Annotated in this window: 19 protein-coding genes and 1 riboswitch; of the genes, 7 read left to right on the top strand and 12 right to left on the bottom strand. The window is 44.0% G+C overall.

The annotated features are described in order from the left end of the window. Nucleotides 1-4 precede the first annotated feature (4 nt). Both ACSLBF_RS13695 and ACSLBF_RS13690 read right to left on the bottom strand, forming a co-directional pair. Nucleotides 5-1,480, bottom strand: coding sequence for an ATP-binding protein (locus ACSLBF_RS13695; protein ID WP_440053914.1), 1,476 nt, complete (start codon nt 1,478-1,480; stop codon nt 5-7). Between the two features lie 9 nt (nt 1,481-1,489). Continuing rightward, a complete protein-coding gene (locus tag ACSLBF_RS13690) occupies nt 1,490-2,995 on the bottom strand; it encodes a cytochrome-c peroxidase (protein WP_440053913.1) in 1,506 nt (501 codons plus the stop codon). A gap of 391 nt (nt 2,996-3,386) precedes the next feature. Here ACSLBF_RS13690 and ACSLBF_RS13685 point away from each other — a divergent pair, with 391 nt between their 5' ends. The 5 genes from ACSLBF_RS13685 (at nt 3,387) to ACSLBF_RS13665 (ending at nt 9,271) form a co-directional block, all read left to right on the top strand. Beyond that, nucleotides 3,387-5,309 (top strand): M12 family metallopeptidase, encoded by a 1,923-nt coding sequence (locus ACSLBF_RS13685; protein ID WP_440053912.1) that lies wholly within the window; start codon nt 3,387-3,389, stop codon nt 5,307-5,309. 313 nt (nt 5,310-5,622) lie between these two features. Continuing rightward, a complete protein-coding gene (locus tag ACSLBF_RS13680; RefSeq protein ID WP_440053911.1) occupies nt 5,623-7,695 on the top strand; it encodes a dockerin type I domain-containing protein in 2,073 nt (690 codons plus the stop codon). Nucleotides 7,696-8,052: 357 nt separating this feature from the next. After that, entirely contained in the window at nt 8,053-8,238 is a 186-nt protein-coding gene (locus ACSLBF_RS13675) for a hypothetical protein (RefSeq protein ID WP_440053910.1), read from the top strand. Between the two features lie 345 nt (nt 8,239-8,583). Then, nucleotides 8,584-8,766, top strand: a complete 183-nt coding sequence (locus ACSLBF_RS13670; RefSeq protein WP_440053909.1) for a hypothetical protein — start codon at nt 8,584-8,586, stop codon at nt 8,764-8,766. A 259-nt stretch (nt 8,767-9,025) separates the two neighbouring features. After that, a complete protein-coding gene (locus ACSLBF_RS13665; RefSeq protein WP_440053908.1) occupies nt 9,026-9,271 on the top strand; it encodes a DUF3297 family protein in 246 nt (81 codons plus the stop codon). A gap of 129 nt (nt 9,272-9,400) precedes the next feature. On the opposite strand, the gene ACSLBF_RS13660 is transcribed toward ACSLBF_RS13665, so the two are convergent. Then, nucleotides 9,401-11,494, bottom strand: a complete 2,094-nt coding sequence (locus ACSLBF_RS13660) for a zinc-dependent metalloprotease family protein (RefSeq protein ID WP_440053907.1) — start codon at nt 11,492-11,494, stop codon at nt 9,401-9,403. 75 nt (nt 11,495-11,569) lie between these two features. Further along, a riboswitch (cyclic di-GMP riboswitch) is annotated at nt 11,570-11,656 on the bottom strand. Between the two features lie 220 nt (nt 11,657-11,876). On the opposite strand from ACSLBF_RS13660, the gene ACSLBF_RS13655 reads away from it, so the two are divergent. Further along, entirely contained in the window at nt 11,877-12,233 is a 357-nt protein-coding gene (locus tag ACSLBF_RS13655) for a hypothetical protein (protein WP_440053906.1), read from the top strand. Nucleotides 12,234-12,387: 154 nt separating this feature from the next. Further along, nucleotides 12,388-12,618, top strand: a complete 231-nt coding sequence (locus tag ACSLBF_RS13650; protein ID WP_440053905.1) for a hypothetical protein — start codon at nt 12,388-12,390, stop codon at nt 12,616-12,618. A 46-nt stretch (nt 12,619-12,664) separates the two neighbouring features. On the opposite strand, the gene ACSLBF_RS13645 is transcribed toward ACSLBF_RS13650, so the two are convergent. From ACSLBF_RS13645 to rsxC, 9 genes are all read right to left on the bottom strand, one after another. Beyond that, nucleotides 12,665-13,582: a diguanylate cyclase gene (locus tag ACSLBF_RS13645; RefSeq protein ID WP_440053904.1), complete on the bottom strand. Its 918-nt coding sequence runs from the start codon at nt 13,580-13,582 to the stop codon at nt 12,665-12,667. A 263-nt stretch (nt 13,583-13,845) separates the two neighbouring features. Further along, nucleotides 13,846-14,547 (bottom strand): hypothetical protein, encoded by a 702-nt coding sequence (locus ACSLBF_RS13640; protein WP_440053903.1) that lies wholly within the window; start codon nt 14,545-14,547, stop codon nt 13,846-13,848. A gap of 92 nt (nt 14,548-14,639) precedes the next feature. After that, nucleotides 14,640-15,473 carry a collagenase gene (locus ACSLBF_RS13635; RefSeq protein WP_440053902.1) on the bottom strand — a complete coding sequence of 278 codons (834 nt, stop codon included), beginning with the start codon at nt 15,471-15,473 and terminating at the stop codon, nt 14,640-14,642. A 228-nt stretch (nt 15,474-15,701) separates the two neighbouring features. Further along, a complete protein-coding gene (locus ACSLBF_RS13630; protein ID WP_440053901.1) occupies nt 15,702-15,875 on the bottom strand; it encodes a hypothetical protein in 174 nt (57 codons plus the stop codon). A gap of 854 nt (nt 15,876-16,729) precedes the next feature. After that, complete coding sequence (nth, locus tag ACSLBF_RS13625) at nt 16,730-17,362, bottom strand: endonuclease III (RefSeq protein ID WP_440053900.1); 633 nt, start codon at nt 17,360-17,362, stop codon at nt 16,730-16,732. A 28-nt stretch (nt 17,363-17,390) separates the two neighbouring features. Continuing rightward, complete coding sequence (locus ACSLBF_RS13620; RefSeq protein ID WP_440053899.1) at nt 17,391-18,089, bottom strand: electron transport complex subunit E; 699 nt, start codon at nt 18,087-18,089, stop codon at nt 17,391-17,393. Between the two features lie 3 nt (nt 18,090-18,092). Further along, nucleotides 18,093-18,722, bottom strand: a complete 630-nt coding sequence (rsxG, locus tag ACSLBF_RS13615; protein WP_440053898.1) for an electron transport complex subunit RsxG — start codon at nt 18,720-18,722, stop codon at nt 18,093-18,095. Further along, nucleotides 18,719-19,780, bottom strand: coding sequence for an electron transport complex subunit RsxD (rsxD, locus tag ACSLBF_RS13610; protein ID WP_440053897.1), 1,062 nt, complete (start codon nt 19,778-19,780; stop codon nt 18,719-18,721). The genes rsxG and rsxD overlap by 4 nt, the downstream gene beginning before the upstream one ends. Next, the gene (rsxC, locus tag ACSLBF_RS13605; RefSeq protein WP_440053896.1) at nt 19,777-22,284 is read right to left on the bottom strand and encodes an electron transport complex subunit RsxC; all 2,508 of its coding nucleotides are present in this window, start codon (nt 22,282-22,284) and stop codon (nt 19,777-19,779) included. Before rsxC ends, rsxD begins: the two co-directional genes overlap by 4 nt. Between the last annotated feature and the right edge of the window lies 1 nt (nt 22,285).

Here is a 22,285-nt window from a genome sequence, read left to right as displayed (position 1 = left end):
CCATTTAGCGTCTCAGTTCAATCATAATAGCGAGACCTCCCAAGTCACTCAAGTGTGCGCTGATATTTCCGTTATGTGCTTCAGCAATACTTTGGCAAATAGCGAGCCCTAATCCAGATCCCCCTGAGGCTCTGTTACGGTGTTTGTCTACCCGATATAGCCGGTCAAAAAGCTTATCAATTTGGTCTTCGGGAACTGTGGGTGCACTGTCTTGCCAATAAATGGTGGTTATGGCTCCAGTATGGTTTACGCTGACGTCAATTGTTCCTGGTTGAGCTTGTGAAGAATCGGTATAGCGTATGGTATTTTGTAGAAGATTATCAAACAGTTGGCCAAGGCGTTGTTCATCACAGTCAATTGTAAGTCCAGTATCACACTGTAAATGTACCTGAAAGTGGCTTAGCTCGAGCTGGTGGCTGCATTTTGCAAAAGTCCGGCTAAGGATGTCATGCAAATTATGTTTGGCCATGTTGTAACTGAGTGAGCCTCTATCGGAAAGAGAAAGTTGATGCAAGTCATCGACTAAGCGAGTTAAGCGCTGAATTTCTTCGTGTAAGGATTGTAGTTGTTCGGGATCACTGTTAATCACGCCATCAATCATGCCTTCGAGTTCAGCCCGGATCACAGCGATGGGCGTACGCAGCTCGTGAGAAATATCCGCTATCCATTGCTGTCTTGCTGTTTGGTTTTGGGCCAAAGTATCCGCCAATCGGTTCATGTCTCTGGCGAGTAAACCGAGCTCGTCTTTGCTGCTGATCTCCGTATGGGCTTCGAAGTTACCTTGAGCAAGTAGTTTCGCGTTGCGCCTAAGTTGGATAATGGGCGTGACCAAATATTTACTAAAGGGAATGGCGATGATCACCGTAACTAACAGGGCTATGACGGCAATTAAAATAAATTGACGCTGTTGTTGCTGGGCAAATAATTGGTCAAACTCATTGCGGATCAAACCACTGGCTTCGACTCCGAGATAAGCAATCACTTTATCGTGTTGTGCATTCTCAAGGTGCTCATTTTCGTAAACAGGAAACCATAGTGAGTCTTTACTATTTTGTTTGTTTCCCATCACCAAGTTTCCTTGTGCATCCTTAAGTAATAAACGTTTTCGTTCACCTCTAGGCCCTGGTCTAGGACGTTGCCTTGGTGGCCGATGTTGTTGATCCTCAAAGCGAGGTCTAGGTGGCGGGCGACGCTCATACCTTTCGTTGCGCGGAGGCAGCTGTTGAGCACCATAAAATTGGCGTACGATGTTTTCCCAATCGGGTGAGTTTTTATAAACCCAGTTTAGATTGCCATGTTTCTCGTAGGTTTGTGAGACTAATACAACGATTTCTTGCAGCTCAACTCTTGAAGTGTTCTCTACATATTGAGAAAAGCTTTTTTCGAACGCGAGTTTATTTGCAACATAAATAGCCAACACCAAAGCGGTGTTGGCGATAAGAATAACAAGTAGCAGTTTGACACGAATGGTCAGTTTCATACTTTATATTTACCCACCTAAAGGACGTTGTGCACGCAAGCGCAAGTTATCAGGATCTGGGGTTCTACGTTTTGGTAACCACCTTCTGATACATCGCTCATCTGTGGCACATTTATCGGTTAGTGCCTGTAAAAATGCCACCAGCTCTTGTTGTTGCGTTGGGGTTAAATCCGCTGCGACAAACGGTGATTGGCGCAACAATTCCAGTGCGGCTTCGCTGTTTTCTCTGGCGTTTTGGTTTAGTGTGTCACACTCGGCGCTCAAGGCAAACTGCTTTAAGCCACAAGCTCCGCCACGTTGAAAGAATTGCTCTACTGCTTGCTCTGGATTTGAGTAATGGGCGACCACCTGCTCAAGACTTTCGTAAGCACCTGCGTGGCTATAAGGCGCGGTCAAAGCAACATTAAGCAAACTCGGTACTCTAAACGCAAAGCGGTTCCTCGATTGAGGATCAATGGCTGCGCGGCCAATATCAGCATGCTCACCGTCTTTACCAATCCCATATTGTGGGAATGCCAAATTAAAAAAACCATCATTGGTAAAGCGTTCGCCGCTATGGCAGGCAACGCAACCTGCACCGCCATCAGCAACAGGCGTGAAGAAAAGCTTCGCGCCGCGTTTTTGTTGCTCCGTTAACGCACCAAGGTCCCCTCGCACATAACGGTGCCAGTCGGTGTTGATCATCACAAATGAAGACTGATATTCACCGAGTGCAAAAGCGATGTTGTCAAAGGTGATCAGCGTTTGCGCATCGGCTTGTGAGTTAAAAGCTTCGCGGAAAGCTTGTAGCCAATCATTTGTCGCCAAACTGCCTTGTTCTGCTCCATAGTCACCAATGCGCTGTGCTAAGTGTGTTCTTACTTGTTCATTGGTGGTTGCGGTTGCAAACGCTTCGCCGCGCATTTCTTCTTTAGAGGTAACGGGAAAACGCGCAAGTGTACTGACGAGAGTTTCACCAGCTAGTGGGTCTGGTTGGTTAAATCCTGAGTCTGGGGTACTAATAAAGCTGGTTTCGTTTCCTTGTTCATCGGTGATAGTAACACGCTCTACACGACCATCCCAAAACAACGACTTGGTGGCAAAGCCGGTGTTAAAAATCGTCGGCGAATTACGAGGAATATTGATTTCGTCGTTAACGGCTCGTCGGTTAGGCCCAATAACATTGCTATTCACCGCGTTCGTGCCAATAGCCAACGAAAGTCCATCTGCCCCGCCTAGTCTTGGATCATGACAGCTGGCACAGGCCACTGACTTTTCGCCACCTAGTGCTTTGCTAAAAAACAGTTGCATGCCTAGCTGTGCCACCGGCTCAGAGATGCGTGGCAGTTGGCGTGCACCGGGAACGCGCCCAGTTAACCCTTGCTCAGCAATGAGCTGCGACAGTTCGTTATCAAGTGCGGTTGCAGGCTGATTGTTTCTAACCGGTGGTTTTGGCGGTGGAGTATGCGCAAAGACAGACTGTGTGTTCACCACTCCTATCACTGTCATAGCACCGAATAAAAATAGATTTTTCATTGTCGCCCCAAATTTAGTGTGTTTATAGAATTTAAATGTGGCAATGAAAAGTGCAGTGAATGTGGAGGTGAAAATTTATTACTACACCGTACAGAACGAATTAGCCCTTAGGGTTAAACAATATAGATTGTGCAAAAGAGTGAGTAACCATTCATTTTTTTCGGATAAATATGGGAATCTTGTATTTCGCAGTTAAGATGACTTCAATATTTATTTATTCTAAACAACCACTTATGATTTGTTGTGTCATTTTGTTTTTATAAAAACGTCAAAAAAATGTATGCAAAAGTGTTTATTTTGAGCCTGCGCTTGAGCCGCATGGTTTAACGACCAGCTTAAAAGACAGCTCTTTTTCAAAGATATACTTTTACACATTACCAAGGAAAATTTGATGTTATCTAAAAACAGAATGTTACTTTCTGCGACGGTATCTAGCCTTATCGCGCTATCTGGAACTACGATTGCTGGTGAGTGGATCCCCATTTACTCACCTGAGCCTGATCCGGACAAAGGAGAAACACTACTCGGTTATTCTTCAGAAGGGCGTGAAGTGTTTGAAGTGCAAACCAAAGACGGTAAAAAAATTAAAGTAGTTGATATTGGTGGCTATGGGTACGTCAGTGACATGATTCTGGGACGCACTGAAACGCTTAAGCAAGCAGGCTATCGTTTGGATATCCAGCCAATTTCAAATCATGGTGGTGGACCGCTTGTGGAAGATTTACTAACACCTCAAGGCGCCGTTCGATATACAAATACCGGCTACCAATGGCCGAATGGTGTTATTCCTTACGTTATCGATAGAAGTTTAGGGGCACAGGCGAGAAGAGATTTTCAATATGCCGTTGAACATTGGAATGCGAACACCAGTATTCGCTTAATACCTCGCACCAGCCAAAGGGATTATATTCGAGTACAAAATGGCGGCGGTTGTAGCTCTTGGATCGGTCGTTCAGGCGGTGAGCAAACATTAACACTGGCAAATAACTGTGGTCCTGGCACGGCGGTACATGAAATTGGTCACGCTGTAGGGTTATTCCATGAACAAACTCGCACTGACCGAGATAATTACATTCGCGTATTATGGCAAAATATTTCTGGGAATATGGCCTATAACTTCCAAAAAATAGGGAGTAATCAAGGTCATAATCATGGTCGTTACGATTACGATTCCATCATGCATTATCGCACCAACGCATTTGGCATCGGTGGCCGCACGACCATTGAAATTCTAGATTCAAGTGTTAATCGGTACAACGTGGGTAACGGCAGACGATTAAGTCAGGGAGATATGGACGCCGTTGCTTATATGTATGGTGGAAAGGAACCGGTGAAAGAATGTATTGCCCAGCCTTTAAACAATGGTGATTCAGTCACGATAGCGGCACAAACCGGGCAATCGCGTTGTTACAAAATATCGGTGCCAAATGGCGTCGAAAACTTTGCCGTAACGACTCAAGCAAATAATGGCGATGCGGATTTATTTGTAAAACGCGGTCAGTCTGCAACACAAAGCATTTATGATTGTAAGTCGGATGGTGAGAACTCCAATGAGTCATGTTCAGGCCAGGTTGTGGGGGGCGATTACTATATTAATGTGTTTGCTTATCAAGGGTATCAAAATCTGCGATTAAGCGCTTCGTATTCTACAACCGATGGTGAAGATCCTATCGACGATAGCTGTCAAGCACATACTTTAACCAATGGCAAAGCAGTCACACTTAAGAATATCGCAGCGAATACCAGCATGTGTTTCAAAATCGACGTAAGTGACTCAGTGAATACCGTTAAGTTCACCTTGGCTGGTGGGCAAGGTGACGCTGATCTTTTTGTTACTAGGAATGGATTGCCGAGCCAAGATTCCTTCGATTGCTCAAGCACTTCTGAAGACAATAATGAAGTATGTACGCTGTCTGCTCAGGCAGGCCAGTATTATGTTCGAGTAGTCGCTAACGATGCGGTTTCAGACACTTCACTTAAAGTCGAACTGGGCGGTGATAATACCGATGTAGAGATCTTCACTGGAGAAATTTCAACACCAGACGAAGTAGACATTCACCCCAATGGTGAGTGGTTTGAATATCAAGGTGGAAAGTTAATTGCCAATTTAACAGGCGAGGATGGCGCTGATTTGGAACTGAGCCTTGAAAAGTGGAATAACGCTGAAAATAGCTGGCAGAAAGTGGCTGAATCGACTCAACCGCGTTCAACAGAGTCGATTGAATATCAGGCACAATACGGTTACTACCGATTTAAAATTTATAGTTGGGATAGTAAAGGCACTGGCCGCTACCAGTTCACATTGCAACGTTAATTAACCTGAACCCGAGTAAATCACAAAGCCTACTCAATGAGAGTGGGCTTTTCTATGATGGGCAAGATCGAGTTCTTGTTGTTAGTTTTGTGGTAACCCATTGAAATTATTTGTTAAAACTTACTTTCATTGCGCATAGTTAGCTGTATATAAAATTCACAGTTCAAAAGCTCAAAATATCTGCGTTCTATTTTTGGAAACTGGTATCCTTTACTGGCAAAGGATACTGCACCCTGTTTAAACGATATATCTCATCAGCAGCCTTTGCACATTCAAACTTTCTATCAATAAAAAACAAAAGGAATATTTGGTTATGGTTGGATTTAATCGTGAGCTTTTATCTCAGCTCAAAGTTATTATTGTAATTTCAATTCTCGCTTTTAGTTTTTCAAGCGAAGCGTCAACAGTCACCCCCATTGGTTTAGAATTTAAAGTTGGTGGGGAAGGTGATGTTGTCCGACAGGGTCACTCGATAGCACCTCTAACGGATGGCGGTTATGTTATTGCTTGGTATCAAAGTTTTCCCGAGAGGAGTGTATTTGCCCAGCGTTACGACTTACACGATCAGCCAATTGGCAACGAGTGGAAAGTAAGTACAGCTGAAGTAGAGGAAGGTAATAATCCACAAGCAGTAGGGCTTAAAAATGGTGGTTTTACCATCATTTGGAATCAGTTAACGGATATTGGATTTGGCACCAGTTATGGGTTGTTTAGGCAGGAATATGACTCGGAAGGCTTACCAATTGGTGATATTAAATTAATGGCGGCTCAAACTGGGACATCAGTTTCGTTAACATCAGCTGCACCGATAAGTGGAGGCGGATTTGTCGTCGCTTGGGAAGAGGCGCCAGTAGGGCTTGAACGAGTAAAAATATGGCTACAACGATACTCAGCTGAAGGGCCTTTAATCGGAGAGGGTACAGTTTATGAAGATACTCCGATTCTTAAGCAAGAAGATACGGCAGCTGTTACTGGCTTGGATAATGACTTTTATGCAGTTGCATCTGTAGCGTCGGAAATTAATGGTGTTCAGGGGATCATAACTTTAGCTTTGCATGCGGCAGATGATTATCCTATGGTTTTTACAAAGGTCAACGACCATAACTCCTTGATTAGCCTTCATACGCCACTAAGCCTTAAACGCTTGAGTGATGGTAAGCTTTTAGTGAGTTGGAGCGGCCCAACAGACTCTGGAACAAACACAAGTTATTTTCGTTTGTTCAATGAACAAGGAGATCCGATTAATGAAGTGACAACAGTCGCGAGCCACTCAATTAGTGTTGATGCGAGTCCATTAAGTAATGGTGGATTTGTCCTTGTCTGGGATGAAGACTTAGGCGGCGTTGCAAAACGGGATATCCATGGTCGAACATATGACAGAAATGGGCAGATAGCTAGTGATATTTTCAAAGTGAATAGCGATCCCAGCGGTGAGCAAGTTTCGCCCTTAGCTATTCCTGTTGGTCAAAATGAGTTTGTTACCGTATGGAATGAGTCAAACACAGGTTCACTTTATACAAGGCGGCACAAGCTAGAAGACGGAGCGTCTCAAGCTCCGAAAATGGAAATAGATGGAATACCAAACGTTCTGTATGTTGGTCAGGAAGTCACGTTAAATGTGAACGTCACGGGACAAAATATTTATGGCATGGATGCGGTATTGGCCTCAAACAGTCCAGTAAATGCAAAATTCAGCGGCGCAGAATATGGTGATTTTTTTGCTGATTTTGAACGAATTGGTATGCCAAGTTCAGTATCCGATTCTCAGTGGCAAGGTGCTTTGAGTTTAATGGCCCCAGCGATTGCAAAAAGTGGTTCGGGGACATTTGCCACAGTGACGTTAACCGGCGTGGAAGCAGGAACTGTGACGTTAACGTTAGACAGCCAAATCACAGATCCTAATGGCGTTCTACTACTGGATAAACGAACCAACTACTCATTGGAGATCAAAGAAGCTCTAAAAGTAAAAGGTAGTTTAGCGGACTTTGGCCTTAGTACCGTTAACGAGTCAGTAAAGGTCTTTGTTAATGGCAAATTGATTACGGTCGCAGCTGACGGTACTTTTGAAGCTTCAGCTACCCCTGGCGAGATTGTGATCCGCATCGAAGCAGAAGGCTTTTTGCCAGCGGAAAAAACGTTACAACTGAGCTTTTCAGATACCTTGACAGATCTTGGGAATATCGTATTGGTTGGCGGAGACAGCAATGGTGACGAGCGAATTGATAATACCGATCTTGCCATGCTGCAAGATGCTTACCGGAGCACCAAGGTTGGGGGATTTCCGTACACTCCATCTCTCGACTTTAACCGCGACGAGCGGATAAACCTTCAAGACCTGACTATTTTAGGTCGTAACTACGGCAAATCTGGCGGACAAAGCTGGTAATTTCTCGGGTATAAGTGCGGCGATTTACTAGGTGCTTATATCATTTATTTCAAAAAATGGGCTGGCTGTTCTTGGTGTACAAGAACGGCCATCGCAATGGTTCTGATCTAAAACCTTTTACAGGTCAGACTTTTTATCGCTTAACAATCCACCCGCATTTTCGATTTTAAAAAATCTATCCTTTTTATACCAATAACTTAGCTGATATTTAGGAATGCAAAGTAAGTTGTTTCTTAATAGTAAAACAAGGTAATAAATGGGTGAAACTTTGTAAACCATGTTGTTATTTGTTTTTTTGATGTTAGCTTGATAGTTGTCTTTTCAGAGACAAAAAACATCAACTTAAGGATTAAAAAAATGAAATTAAAATTACAAAAAAAGCCACTTAAAGCACTTTCAAGCCAAGCTACTCTAAACGCAAAAGCGACTCCGCAAATTGGCGGCGGCGTGCAACAAACTGAGTGGTGCAGTGGTGGCCTGAATTGCTTTGAAACATACCCATGTATGTTTACAGATAATAAAAACGATTGCTTGAAAATGTAATTGAGCTCAGTTGATGGTGCGTTAGTAGCAATACTAATCGCACCATCAAACGCGTTCTTATTTGTTATTTATGTGCGGAATAACCTCACCCGCAGCTAAGCGGGTTTTTCTAATAAGGCTATTTTTTCCACTTCCTTCGTAGTCTTTACTTTTAATAGAGCTAATCCACACTAAATACTTGCTTTTTCAGACTTAGAGCAGAGTTATGGTTTGTTGGTGTGAGGTTTTTATTGTTAAAAAGTTAACGTTATTAATTCTGTTAATGTGTTGATTGTTTCTAAATTCGTGATATTTTGATTGGGTCCGTAATGTGGACAGTCATATTTTTTAAAGGAAATAACAACAATGAAACTAAAACTACAAAAAAAACAGCTTAAGGCCCTTTCAGACAAGTCAGTACTAGCTGGACAAGCAACTCCTCAAGTCGCTGGTGGTGTGCAACGTACAGAATGGTGCAGCATGGGTCCTAAGTGTCTAGTAACATCTGATTGCTGGTACACAGATAAAAGCGGTTGTACAGAAATGTAACATGCCGTCATTGTGGTGTGGTGCTTTGTGATCACACCACTTTACTATCCGTGAGCCTTGAAGAACTTATCGAGATATATTGGTAAAGTCTGGTTGAGATGATTACCCAGATTTAGTTTCTAGCTAATTGATATTAGTAGTGTATTTTTTTAAAAATGGTTTTCCATGTTGATTTACCCGTTTTTATGCTGTCAACCCTATTGAGCGTTACCTTGCTATTCCCTAAAATACCTGCAAATTAACCAATGAAGAACAAGTCATGACAGATACAAGCAAGCCTGAATTACCAGATCGCCTTTCAATTAATCCTCGTAGCCCTTTCTACAATGAGGACGTGCTAAATAATGACATCGGAATTCGTTTCAACGATAAAGAGCGCAACGATGTTGAAGAATATTGCATGAGCGAAGGCTGGATTAAAGTGGCGTCACCAAAAGCACTTGACCGTCGTGGTCAGCCGCTGTTGTTAAAGTCAAAAGGTAAGGTTGAAGTTTACTACCGTTAATGCAGAACTTTGGGGTGAAAGTTGTTCACTCCACTAAAACCAGTTTATATCAAGAGTAGAACACCCCGTGTAAATGAAAAAAGCAGCCCGAAAGCTGCTTTAAAGTACCCCCAGGGGTTGGGAAATCAGTTAATTACTACATTTTTTGCCGCGACAAGGTTTGTCAGAGCCGCCACCGTTATTATCAGTGACAACGACTTCAGCCCAATTTGACCAGACTGAACTGGCAATCGTGTTGTAAGCGCGCACACGATATCGGTAGGTTCCAGTGCCACTATTATCAATATAACTCGTCGTATTTGTGTTTGGCATTGCAACGAGAGATGTACCACGCCATTGTCCATTTTTGTGTTTAAATTCACGTTGGATTTCAAAACCTGATTCATTATCACTATTGTCTAACCAAGTTAGTAGTACGCTGGCATTTTGCTCATCTGTGGCAATGGTGTTAGACGGGGCCGCTGGCGGCTCGGGTTGTGGTGGAGCCTCAGGTGTTGAAGTACACATTGTTGCTGATGCCAGTGTGGTGTTACCGCTAATATCTCTGGCTTGCACACTAAAACAATATTGCGTGTTTGCTTGCAAGTTTGTCGCAGCGTAAGCGGTGTCTGCTTGCCAATCACTAGAAGTACAGCCACCTTGTTCACAGTTAAAGCGATAGCTTACGACGCCGCCATTGTCATCGACAGCAACAACAGCTTGCATCTCTATGCTGGTCTCATTGGTTGCCGTAGGTTGTTGAGCAAAGCCCATTGGGTTTGGATCAGGTGCAGTTGTGTCTGGGGATGCTGGCGCGACTTGTCCGTGCAAGTAAAAGTGCCCTTGTGAGCCGTAGTCACTCGCGTACAAGCTAGAGGTTCCGTACACCTCCAAGACATAAAGCCCTTGTGCCAGTGTAGTAGTTAAACTTGCACTGGTATTTGTCTGATCTTCGCTACTAGCAATAACAGCACCAGTGCTGTCGTACAATCGCAAGCCGATATCTAGATTTGCTCCTCGACGTGTCGAGCGGGTAAATGCATCCCATGCAGGAGTAGCGTGAAATTCAGCGTTACCGCTGCCTGCATTAAATTGGAACCAATCACTATCGCCCACCTGAATACTGCCTTTGTTCTCTGGAAGTACGTTAGTTGGATCGAGTTGACGATTGGTAGCAAAGAACTGCCCATTATCTTCAACTTCAAGAATGGTGGGAACCTGCATGTTGCCTTCGGTGTCGGCTGCAGCGCCGAGTTTTTCCGTTATGATCGCAATATCATCCTGAAACTGATTAGCATCTGGGTATTCACCTTTGCTCCACTGAGTGACGTTTTTGTAGTAACCGACTCCCATGATTGGCGCCCAGCTAGACAGTTCGCTATCAGCACCTAATCCACGGAAATAGCTGGTCGTTGAAGTGCCGTCGTGACTAAGCCCCAGATTGTGGCCGAGTTCATGGGAGCCAGCCTCTGCCATATATGTGGCTGTGCCTGCGCCGAGACGATTGTAATACACCAACGCGGGTTGGTAATAAGTGAAGTTACTGCGTCCCCAAACATTGACATAAGCAACACCACCAGCGCCTTGATGCGGCATAGCGCTACCATTACTATCCGTGTCCTCGGTGAACAGTAACCAGCCAACATTAGGACCAAACTCTGTAGGCACTTCCGTGGTTACGTTGATATCGAAAGCCGCGAAATCGTCAGCAATACGAGTCCAAATTTCATGGATACGAGCACGCTCTGTGGCATTAAAGCTCGTCGGATCGCCATCTAAATCGTATGGCGTGGATTGGTAGGTCGTACCTCCACCCCAAGCTCGGCCGCTGATCTCACCCCCATCGAAGTCTAAATAAACGGTGTTTGGCGAATTTGGACTGCTGTGTAATGTAAACACATCAATAGGGGGGAGCTCCAGCTGTGGGTCTGTAGAGTTAGTGCTGATATCTTCAGTTAGCCCTTCTTCAATATAAAAGATTTCGCCACTGTTGTCGGCTTCCATCAACAGCATATCGATGGCAGGAATGCCAAGCGCAGTAAGCTTGTCGAGCACTTGTTGTTGGATGTGGGGTGGTAATTTGTTCAAGCTGTGTTTTAACCGACCATCAGGGAGGTGTTCTATTGCTTGAGGTGGTAAATTGGCTTGATTAACCGCAGTCGAATTGGCAAACCCAAGCGAACTTGCGGCAGCGCAAGACATGCTAAACAGTAAGCCTGCTTTGCGTGTTGTGAATAACTTCATTGTATGCTCCAAATAAATACAGCGTGGTCATTTGGAACGGTAAAGATAGGTAGCCGTTAACGAACAATTGGCTACGCTAGCAATCCCGCTATCATAGGGCTTTTGCCCCTTAGACCGGTGACTTTGCGCCCCATCCTTTCGAATGGTTTGCCCATTGCGTCAAAATCAATTGACCAGGAAATCCTAACAAAGAAATTATCATTAGGCTAATAATTTATCATTTTATTAACTATTGTGCGGAAATAATGTAATAAGGAAACAGCAAAACATTAGATAAGGGAATGTTTACAAATATAGCAAGGTGTTATAACTTTAGGTACATCGTGTGATTGAACTTTGTTCAAAAAAGTGCATGAATCAAAGAACAATAAGTAGGAATAGAATGGAACAACATAATTCAGGAGTTGAGCATCATAGTATGCGTGAACAACAGGCCGCTGCACTCATGTTTGATTTGTTTAAACATTATGCTTGGTTAGGTGCTGCGAGCATTGGTGGTATTGTTGTGCTATTGCAAATTAAAGTAGTAACACTCAGCTTGGATGTCTACATATCTATGGCCCTGTTGGCTTCTAGTGTTTTACTCTCCTTACTGGCTAAAGAGTACTTAGTTGATAGTTTGCTGGGTAACAGAACACCATTTCACGAGTCGAAGATGATTATTGTGTTAAGAAGATTGACTTTATTTAGCTTGTCAGTGGGTGTTGGATTCTTTATGGGATCTATTGTATTAACCTAGGGGCTTTTGAACTTTGCTGTTTGATTTTGTTCCCCTATGTGGTTTTTGAGTACGTCGCTCGACTTTCCGCCTAGTATTCTAAGCAAAAGTTGAGACCACTCAGTTTGCACAGGCTTACAAAGCAGGAATATGAGCGCGTAAAGGAGAGGTTATAGTGAAAAAATGGTTCAGAGTTTTGTTGTTAATCGTTGCCCTTGTTGCAGTTTTGGCGGGCTTTCAAACAGAAGTATGGAAATATTCAATCGCGGTGATTGCCTTATGTGCATTATGCTTTGTGGCGACACTGTCGGGTAATGGTCGCGCTAAATCAAGGTCGAACACCTTTTTGGGGTCTGGGGGTTATGACTCATCTGGTGGTGGTTGTGGCAGTGGTGGTGATTGTTAGTTTTCAAAGCAAATGAACGGCAGATTAGCCATTTTAGCGTGTTTTGTTATGCCGTTATTGGCTGTGCAATCACGCGATTTCGGCCGTTATGCTTGACCTGATAGAGCGCCTTGTCTGCCCGTTTTAATGCCTCTTCATAGCCCTGATCATTTTCTTGAATAGTGGCTACGCCAAGACTGATAGTAATATTAACAGAGTATTCATTGGATTTTACCAAAGTGTCTTCGACGCTTTTGCGTAACCGCTCTGCGGTTTGAGCGGCTTGCTCTAAACCAACATTTGGCAGCACAATCACAAATTCATCACCGCCGAACCGACAGGCAATATCGGTTTGTCTTAAGGTATTTTTGCAAATCTCAGCTATGCCACAAATGGCTTTGTCTCCAGCGTGATGTCCTTCGCTGTCATTGAGCTTTTTCAAGTGATCTAAATCGATCATGATAATGGAAAGCGGCGTGCCATGTCGCTGATATGCAGCAAAATGATAGCTCAGCTCAGTTTCCATTTTTCGCCTATTAAACAAGCCGGTGAGCTGATCAGTTGTGCTTTGTTCCCGCAGTTGGTTTTCAAGATTATGGCGCTTGGAAATATTACTGGCTACCCAGAGCACGACATCTTCCCCATCAACCATAAAATCTAGCGCCTGAATACGACCTTCAAACCAGATCGGCTCAACAGGTCCTTCGTCTGGCAGACCCTTTACGTCCTTGTTGCTAAGTTCGTATTCTTCAATCAGTAAATTACCTGACGCGAGCGCTTTAGCAATAATATTGATAAACCAAGCTGCTTTATCTGGCTTTATTAGCTCCTGAATATTGTGACCAACCAGATTACTACCGTCATGGTAATAACGCGCATCTTTACCGCCAAATATAGCAAGGTATTTACCACTTCTTGAAAGGAGAAAGGCGGGGTCGGGAAGCGCTGCTAATATAGCGGACATCTGCTCAATGTTAATAACCATTCTCCTAGTTAATAAAATCTAATACATTAGGTTTAAGGTTGTTCTTTACGCATTAATGATGAACCTTGATATTGCAAGGAAAGTCAGTTTCATCAAACAAGCAATTAGCTTCTAGCTTTCATAATAAGCAGAGTTTTGAAAAATTCCAGTTTGTGCCAACTGAGAAATTAGCTTGCTTTGATTTTTTGTATTGTTGTGCTTGTATGGATTATCGCTTGGGCGTTGTATTTGCTTTTGGTAGGCAAGTATTGTTCGCAGAGCAATCATGATGATTTCGCCTGCTTAATTAAAGAGTCGGCTGTTATGTGGTTGAGCTGGCATTTTCTAACTGCGTGTTGGTTAAATACCCAAACTTGGCTTACCGCTGGGTCTTTGGGATTATCAGGCCATGTCACTATGCTAAACGCGATACTCTCATTTTCCTTAAGTGACAAAGAAAAATGACGCGCGTTGCATAAGATGTCAGCGACAGATTGTATGGCATGCGCCATTAACTGTTCTCGTAAAAGGCGTCGATCTAGTCTTTGAGAGAGTAAAGTATATTGATTAGAAAGCATTAATTTTTGCTGGGTTGCAATGCGGATTTTATTTTTTATCTCATGCACAGCGGCGGTTTCACCTCTGTTGTTCATTATCGTTTGTTTTTTCTCTAGCTGAAATAGTTCATGTGAGAGTGCCTTCAGTTTCTGCATTAACGTTGAAAACTCAGGTTCTTGCTGTTTACCGTTGGTAAAGGTAGCTGGAATATCAAGCTGTTCATCCAGCTCAAATTTAGCAAATAGGTGAACTCCTTGAGAAGGTGCATAAAGAACATGAATATCGGTTAAGCTTCTTAATGTGGCGACTTGTTGAAGTGAGGTGAAGTCGTTTTCAAGTTTCTGAGTCAGCGTTTGTAATTCATTGTAGTTTGGGGTCGCGTGGGCGCAAGAGCAGCCAAAAATAAATAACAGTAATACTGGATACATATTAAGTTCCGTTCGGTGAAGTTGATAATGCTTGGCGCTAAAAAAGTGAGCACCAAGCGATTTAATGGCTATTTTGATTAGAAGTTAACCTGCTAATTTCGTGCGACCTCAGCTAACCAAGCTTGCCATTCACTTTCGTAACGGTTTGCCCAATAAGTAAGTTGGCTTTGATAGGTTGACCAATCGGCTTCACGGGTTGCGTTTCTTAGTGTCATCACGTCGTCTTGATGTCGTTCAAACATAAAGCGAACACCTAAATAACCCCAACGATAGATTTGATCGGTGCTGTCGCTATAGTTGGTGTTTAAAACAGAGGCTAATGACAGGTTACTACCGTTCGGGTTGATCAGAGAAATAGCCGCTTCATTATTGCTTTTTAGAGAAATATACTCAGCTAATCCTTCACTCCACCAAACAGTATTTTGCGGATAATCGCCAAAGTTACCTTTTAAGTTAAAACGACCATCCAAATAGTGAACGTATTCGTGCTCTAGGTTCCAAATTGCAAACTCAGGTCTGAGCCAATCAGCTTCGTGCGCATAGAAGGTAGCTTGGTTGTTCGGATCGGTTGCATTACCTTCAATGTACATGCCGCCGTTGTTGGTGTTAATGCCGTAAAAGCGAGAGCCATAACGGCTATAGTTGCGATAATCATCAAAGATGACCATCAGTAAATTATCATTAAGATCGTTGTTCACGGGCTGCCAAGCGGTTTCAAGTTTTTGATGAAAATAGGTTTCTTCAGCACCAACTAGCGAGCATGAGTCACTAAATTGTACTGTAGTCATGTCTTGCGCTTGGAATCTTAGTGTATCACTACAAGTGTGATGATACGGCAAGGTTGTTTCAGGCGTTGGTTTACCTTTTGCAAAAATAGGTGTGGCTGCACATGCAAGTAACGTACTGGTCAGTATTGCGTATTTCATGTTGTATGTTTCTCCGGTTATTGTGTTGTTGTTATCAATCCGGCCAGACTGCTAAATTAATGTATAGCATTAAATTGGATAATGTATACAATTATGTGAAATAAATTATTTATATTTATGAAAAGGTATTAGAGTTGTTGGGGGGAAATTATTCTAACTATCTATAAACTATATTTAAATTTTAGCTAGGTTGGACTAAACGCCGAGTTGCCTCGGCGCTTGATATGATTAAATATTTGCAGATTTTAGCCAGCTAAGGAAGTGTCTAGCTTCGCTGCCGTTTGCAAATTGGGTAATTTTTTGACCTGCGTTATCGGCAAAAATTACCTTAGCTTTGTTCACCGAAATTGAGCGAATAGGTTGCTCAACACGGATCTCAGTTCCGTTGTATGTATAAGACATAATAAAACTCACTTTAATTGCACGTACTATACGTGAATAAACTTAAACGAGCTTCATTACAGTTTAGCGACCCTAGTTACAGTGGTTCATCCCAAATGTACTCACTGTTTTATCCTATGCTATGCGCATTGTCGCTTGACTATATTCAGCTCAACTCTTTTTTACTGTTATGCGGTCTTACTGGATCAAGGCAAGTGGCATGAATACACCAATATCAATACAAGCAATAAATTGATCACTTAATTAAGTGTGCCAGTGGTAAAACCAATAACAGCAGAACTCAATCCTGAAGATTAAATTCGATAGTGGCATCAACGATAAAAACAACGATGTGAAATTATTGTCGAGTTAACGCTAAATTTATTGGTTACAACATGTAAGGCAATTCAATTGCGAGACGAAGGTGTAAAGTGCTTTTTTGAGAGGTAGTAAAAGCAGGAGAGCGATACTACAGTTAATCTATAGAAGATGCAAGGACTGTTTTAAATTTCACCAGTAAAGGCTGGTCGATTCAATTTTTATTTGTCTTTTAACACTTTAGTGAACAGCGGGTTGTAGCAAGGTGTATCAAAGTATATCGTACCGTAAATAATTACAATGTATTACTACAAAAACTCGTTTCAAACTACCAACAGTGATATCGCATGATACAAGCCGAGCGCTTACTCTACAAGGCATGAGAGAGCATTCAAATGTTGAAAACATCCAACAATCTGGCAGAGCGCAACTAAGCGCCAATGGCTGAGACTCACAAAGGCATGAGAGAGCATTCAAATGTTGAAAACATCCAACAATCTGGCTGAGCGCAACTAAGCGCCAATGGCTGATACTCACAAAGATTGAAACAACAGCAATTATTCCGTCTTTTCTTTAAACTCACACAAGTCTTCAATTAAACAAGAACCACACTTGGGCTTTCGAGCGGTACAGACATAACGGCCGTGTAGAATAAGCCAGTGGTGAACGTCTACTTTAAACTCTTTGGGGACGACCTTTTCGAGCTTCTTTTCAACCTCAACCACGTCTTTACCCATGGCAAATTTGGTACGGTTGGAGACGCGGAAAATATGCGTGTCGACGGCAATGGTCGGCCAGCCGAAAGCGCAGTTGAGTACGACATTTGCGGTTTTCCGACCAACGCCGGGTAAGGCTTCAAGGGCCTCGCGATTTTCGGGGACTTCCGAGTTGTGTTTGTCGACCAAGATCTGGCACATTTTGTAGACATTGTTGGCTTTTGAATTAAACAAGCCGATAGTCTTAATGTAATCACGAAGGCCTTCTAGTCCCAAATCTAAAATTCCTTGCGGCGTATTAGCGACGGGAAACAGCTTTCTGGTGGCTTTGTTAACGCCGACATCCGTCGCCTGTGCTGAGAGTGTCACCGCGACCAGTAGCTCAAAAGGTGAGCTGTATTCTAGCTCAGTTTCTGGGTGTGGATTTTCATCACGTAAACGAGTCAGTATCTCAATTCTTTTTTGTTTATTCATATGACTTGCTACTAATTTTGTATCTATTTTAAGTTAGGCTCGTAACTCGAGCTCTTGGGCCTTTGACTTCTTCTGGTTTGGGCTGTGTTTTGGCTTTGATTCGGTCATCCAAAATATTTTTCGCTGCGATCAATAAACCTAAGCCTAGGAAAGCACCAGGCGGTAGAATGGCAACCAAAAACTGATAGTCAAACTGAAACACTTCAACTCGCAATACGCTTGCCCATTCACCTAATAATAAGTTTGCACCGTCAAATAACGTGCCTTGACCGATTAATTCACGCATGGCACCAAGGACCAGCAATACAATAGCAAATCCGAGTCCCATCATCAGTCCATCCCAAACCGACAGAATAGGTGAGTTCTTTGATGCGAATGCCTCTGCACGACCGATGATTGCACAGTTGGTCACGATGAGTGGGATAAATATACCAAGCGATTGGTACAACCCGAATGTATAAGCGTTCATCAGCAATTGTACTATGGTGACGAACGCTGCAATGATCATTACAAACACTGGAATACGTACGTCTTTAGGCACCCAATTTCTGACCAGTGACACGGTAAGGTTTGAGCCGACGAGTACCAATAATGTGGCGATACCAAGACCTAATGCATTAGTAATAGTCGAAGTGACCGCCAGTAAAGGGCACAAACCTAATAGTTGCACCAAAGCAGGGTTATTTTTCCACATGCCTTCTTGGAGCAATGATTTGAGTTGTTCCATTAGTTACTCCTCACACGCATTGTTGGCATTAAACAGTTCGTTGAAATGGGTTTTAGCATACCAAGTTGCTTGATTCACAGATGTGACGACGGCACGTGGGGTAATCGTGGCGCCAGTAAACGAATCAAACACCCCACCGTCTTTTTTGACCTGAAAGGCTGAGTCTTGTTGTGCCGTTATGTTCTTGCCGGAAAATGACAATATCCAGGAAGATTTGGCGAGCTCTACTTTATCACCCAGCCCCGGTGTTTCTTCGTGTCGGGTAACGCGAACACCGCTGATTTCACCTGATTCAGATACTGCGCTGAGAATATCAATATTGCCGCTATAGCCTTTGGGGGTGACGTGGCGAACTAACAACGCAACTGGTTGATTGTCGAGACGAGCGCGATAAATAGTGTGAGGACCGCCGGGACCAAGCTCTGGCGCATTGCTGGTAGTGCAGTCGAGATAGAGCGGGTTGTCATAGCTGCCTTCTTGCATTACCTGTGACAATAACGTCATGAGCTTTTGCTTTTCATTAACTGCGATCTTGTCTTTGGTCATTTCGTTGACGATTGCCACTGCGCCTGTGGTAACCAGCGCAAATATGCACAAAATGATGCCGTTTTTTTTCATTGAGTCGACTATCATTGGTTCGCTCCATGTCCATAAGTTCTTGGCTGGGTGTAGTGATCAATTAAAGGAACGGCCATATTCATAATTAATACGGCAAAAGCGATGGCGTCTGGATAACCGCCAAATTGCCTGATCACATAAACTAAAATCCCTATCAAAGCACCGTAAACTAATCGGCCTTGGTTTGTTGTCGAAGCAGACACCGGATCGGTGGCGATAAAAAATGCGCCCAGCATGGTGCCACCACTTAGAAGGTGAAATAGCATCCCAGGTTGTGATTCAGGAGCTATTAAATATCCCGCTGCGCTAATAAACGCCAAGCTGCATAAAAATGCGACCGGAATATGCCAGTTAATCACTTTGGATTTTAATAACCATAATCCACCGGCTAAAAATGCTAAGTTCACATACTGCCAGCCCTGTCCCGCGATTTCACCAAATCCAATAACAGACATGCTTTCGGTCACGGTTAACCCTTTGCCTACCGCTGTTTTTACTGAATCAAGCGGTGTTGCTGAAGTTGCTCCGTCGATAACGGTTGCACGCCATGCTTCAAGTGTTTGTCCTGATGCTGTCGCTTCGAACAAAATAACATGAAACTGATCTTGCCAATTTAATGGTGCGTGCATGATTTCGTTAATGGGTGACCAAGACGTCATTTGTACAGGAAATGAGATCAGCAATAACACGTACGCAGCCATCGCCGGATTGAACAGGTTAAAACCCAGTCCACCGTAAAGTTGCTTCACCATAACAATCGCAAAAATACAGCCAATAACTACAATCCACCAAGGGGCAAGGGGAGGAATACTAATTGCCAACAGCACAGCCGTAAGCCAAGCACTGCCATCTTGCAGTGTCGGCCAAACGGCACGGCCTCGCATTTTAAGCACAGCCGCTTCGGCCAATGTGACAGTGATTAATGCCAGTAGTAATTGAAGGAATACACCTGAACCAAAAAAGTAACTTTGCACGGCAATGCCGGGAACACAGGCGGCAATGACGGTCAGCATAAGTCGTGAGACTGATTTTTGACTATGGTTGTGTGGGGATGACGCCATGGTTAGTTTCATGATGGCTCATTTCCTTCTTGTTTGTTTGCTTGCTTTTTAGCTTTAGCCTTAGCGATCGCCGCTTTTACAGCCTGACGCTTCTTGTCTTCTGCTGAAAGAGGTACTTGCGGAGTTTCAACCTCTTCAGCTTCAGCTGTGGTTTGCTTAGTTTCTGGCTCGGCAGGTGTTGCTTCGGAAGCTTCTACTTCTTTCGCGGCCTTTTTGGCTTTGGCACGAGCAATAGCGGCAGCGATGGCGGCTTTTTTCGGGTCAACTTCGTTAGCTTCTGGCTCGGCAGGTGTTGCCTCGGAAGCTTCTGCTTCTTTCGCGGCCTTTTTGGCTTTGGCACGAGCAATAGCGGCAGCGACAGCGGCTTTTTTCGGGTCAACTTCGCTAGCTTCGTCTGCTTCTGGCTCGACTGGGGGGGATTCAGAAGCTTCTGCTTCTTTCGCGGCCTTTTTGGCTTTGGCACGAGCAATAGCGGCTGCGACAGCGGCTTTCTTCGGGTCAACTTGGTTTTCTTCGTTTGCTTCTGGCTCGGCAGGCGTTGATTTAGAAGCTTCTGCTTCTTTCGCGGCCTTTTTGGCCTTGGCACGAGCAATAGCGGCTGCGACAGCGGCTTTTTTCGGGTCAACTTCGCTAGCTTCCGGCTGAGATAGTTCTGCTGCAGAAGAGTCAGTGTTCTGCGCTGCTTTTTTCGCTTTGGCGCGGGCTATAGCTGCGGCAACTGCGGCTTTTTTCGGGTCGACTTCGTTAGCTCCCGGTTCAGTCGGTATTGCCTCGGAAGCATCTGCTTTTTTCGCTTTGGCGCGGGCTATGGCTGCGGCAACGGCTGCTTTTTTATCATCATTGGAATTTTCGCCGTCAGACTTCTCAGCTTTGTACTGCCGAGCTTGCTCTTTGCGCCTTGCTCGCTCTTCAGCGATTGCGCTGTTATCCGGTTCTAGCTCACCTTGTTCATTGCGTTTGGCTTTAGCTCTGGCGATAGCAGCTTGCACCGCAGAGTTATCTGGTTTGCTGGCCGTGACTCTGGCAAGGGCTTCTTCCACTTTGGTTTTTTGTGACTGAGTGGGCTTTGCGCCTCTTTGTTTATGCCTATTTTGGCGCTCTTCTTGTTCTCGCTCAAGGCGCTCTTTACGCGCTTCAAAGCGGGCTTTAGCGCGCTCCGCTTTAACTTGCTCTAATTTTTGCTCACGGATTTCCGCTTTGGCTACTCGGTAATACTGCACTAGTGGAATTTCACTTGGGCACACATAAGAACAAGCACCACATTCAATACAGTCGAATAAGTTGTATTCTTCTAACTTTTGGTATTCTTTACCCTTTGCAAACCACTGTAACTGTTGCGGTAACAAAGATTGCGGACAGGCGTCGGCACATGCACTGCAGCGAATACAAGCTTGTTCATCTCCAGGCACTGCAAGTTCTTGGTTATCCGGCGCAAGAATACAGTTGGTTGTTTTAACTACGGGAATGCGCACCGTTGGTAAGGTAAAGCCCATCATAGGTCCACCCATCACCACACGCTGAGCAGGAACGGGAGTAAAACCTTGCTGATCCAGCAAGTGTTTGATTTCAGTGCCAAGTAGGGCCCAAACATTACCTTGGTTGGTGATCGTGTTACCCGTTACGGTAACTACCCGCTCAATTAAAGGCTGGTCATTGTACACAGCGTCATGAATCGCAAATAATGTACCGACGTTTTGTACCAATACACCTATATCCGCAGGTAATCCGGTGCTTGGGACTTCCTTATTGGTTAGCACTTTTATGAGCTGCTTTTCACCACCCGACGGATATTTAGTTGGAATTGCTTGGACAATAATATCAGAATTGTTTTTAGCCGCTTCCTTAATGGCTGAAATGGCTTCAGGCTTGTTGTCTTCAATGCCAAACAGTATCGCTTTTGGATTGAGTAAGTGTTGTAATACCTCGGCACCAGAAACTATCTCTTTGGCATGTTCTCGCATTAATCGATCGTCAGCTGTGATGTAGGGTTCGCATTCAACCCCGTTAATCACTAAAAACTCAATATCTCTAGCACTGTCAGCTTTGACATAGGTAGGAAAGCCCGCACCACCCATTCCTGCAATACCGGCCTCATGGATGATGTCGATGATTTGTTTATGACTAAGTTCAGTTAGGCTAGTTCTTGGTGTACGTTCAACCCAACGTTCCTCGCCGTCGGGACGCAACACTATACTCAACTCTGGCAGCGCCGAAGGATGCGCAGAAGGCATAGGTTGAATGTCTTCGATATAGCCAGATGTTGGGGCATGTACTGGTAGAGACCAGTTGGTGCTTGGAGCACTTAATGCCTGCCCTTTTAGCACATGATCACCTTTGCTCACTAAAAGTTGTCCATTAGCACCAATATGCTGTTTCAACGGCAGTACTAGTTTTTCTGGCAATGCTAATCTGGCAATGGCTTGTTGATTAGATTGTGTTTTTTGCTCGGGTGGGTGAATGCCCCCTGGGAACTGCCACAACTTACCGCTCTTTATTTGTTCAAGTAACGTTTCCACT

Origin of the sequence: Pseudoalteromonas sp. T1lg65 (assembly GCF_051930985.1) — a bacterium.
In the GTDB taxonomy this organism is placed as follows: Bacteria; Pseudomonadota; Gammaproteobacteria; order Enterobacterales; family Alteromonadaceae; genus Pseudoalteromonas.
The sequence above is the reverse complement of the archived record's forward strand: the minus strand, read 5'-3'. Positions and strand labels throughout refer to the sequence as shown.

Bases quoted from the DNA above. Each gene is read 5' to 3' on its own strand.
- ACSLBF_RS13695 (WP_440053914.1), bottom strand. From the start codon at position 1,480: ATGAAACTGACCATTCGTGTCAAACTGCTACTTGTTATTCTTATCGCC.
- ACSLBF_RS13690 (WP_440053913.1), bottom strand. From the start codon at position 2,995: ATGAAAAATCTATTTTTATTCGGTGCTATGACAGTGATAGGAGTGGTG.
- ACSLBF_RS13685 (WP_440053912.1), top strand. From the start codon at position 3,387: ATGTTATCTAAAAACAGAATGTTACTTTCTGCGACGGTATCTAGCCTT.
- ACSLBF_RS13680 (WP_440053911.1), top strand. From the start codon at position 5,623: ATGGTTGGATTTAATCGTGAGCTTTTATCTCAGCTCAAAGTTATTATT.
- ACSLBF_RS13675 (WP_440053910.1), top strand. From the start codon at position 8,053: ATGAAATTAAAATTACAAAAAAAGCCACTTAAAGCACTTTCAAGCCAA.
- ACSLBF_RS13670 (WP_440053909.1), top strand. From the start codon at position 8,584: ATGAAACTAAAACTACAAAAAAAACAGCTTAAGGCCCTTTCAGACAAG.
- ACSLBF_RS13665 (WP_440053908.1), top strand. From the start codon at position 9,026: ATGACAGATACAAGCAAGCCTGAATTACCAGATCGCCTTTCAATTAAT.
- ACSLBF_RS13660 (WP_440053907.1), bottom strand. From the start codon at position 11,494: ATGAAGTTATTCACAACACGCAAAGCAGGCTTACTGTTTAGCATGTCT.
- ACSLBF_RS13655 (WP_440053906.1), top strand. From the start codon at position 11,877: ATGGAACAACATAATTCAGGAGTTGAGCATCATAGTATGCGTGAACAA.
- ACSLBF_RS13645 (WP_440053904.1), bottom strand. From the start codon at position 13,582: ATGGTTATTAACATTGAGCAGATGTCCGCTATATTAGCAGCGCTTCCC.
- ACSLBF_RS13640 (WP_440053903.1), bottom strand. From the start codon at position 14,547: ATGTATCCAGTATTACTGTTATTTATTTTTGGCTGCTCTTGCGCCCAC.
- ACSLBF_RS13635 (WP_440053902.1), bottom strand. From the start codon at position 15,473: ATGAAATACGCAATACTGACCAGTACGTTACTTGCATGTGCAGCCACA.
- ACSLBF_RS13630 (WP_440053901.1), bottom strand. From the start codon at position 15,875: ATGTCTTATACATACAACGGAACTGAGATCCGTGTTGAGCAACCTATT.
- nth (WP_440053900.1), bottom strand. From the start codon at position 17,362: ATGAATAAACAAAAAAGAATTGAGATACTGACTCGTTTACGTGATGAA.
- ACSLBF_RS13620 (WP_440053899.1), bottom strand. From the start codon at position 18,089: ATGGAACAACTCAAATCATTGCTCCAAGAAGGCATGTGGAAAAATAAC.
- rsxG (WP_440053898.1), bottom strand. From the start codon at position 18,722: ATGATAGTCGACTCAATGAAAAAAAACGGCATCATTTTGTGCATATTT.
- rsxD (WP_440053897.1), bottom strand. From the start codon at position 19,780: ATGAAACTAACCATGGCGTCATCCCCACACAACCATAGTCAAAAATCA.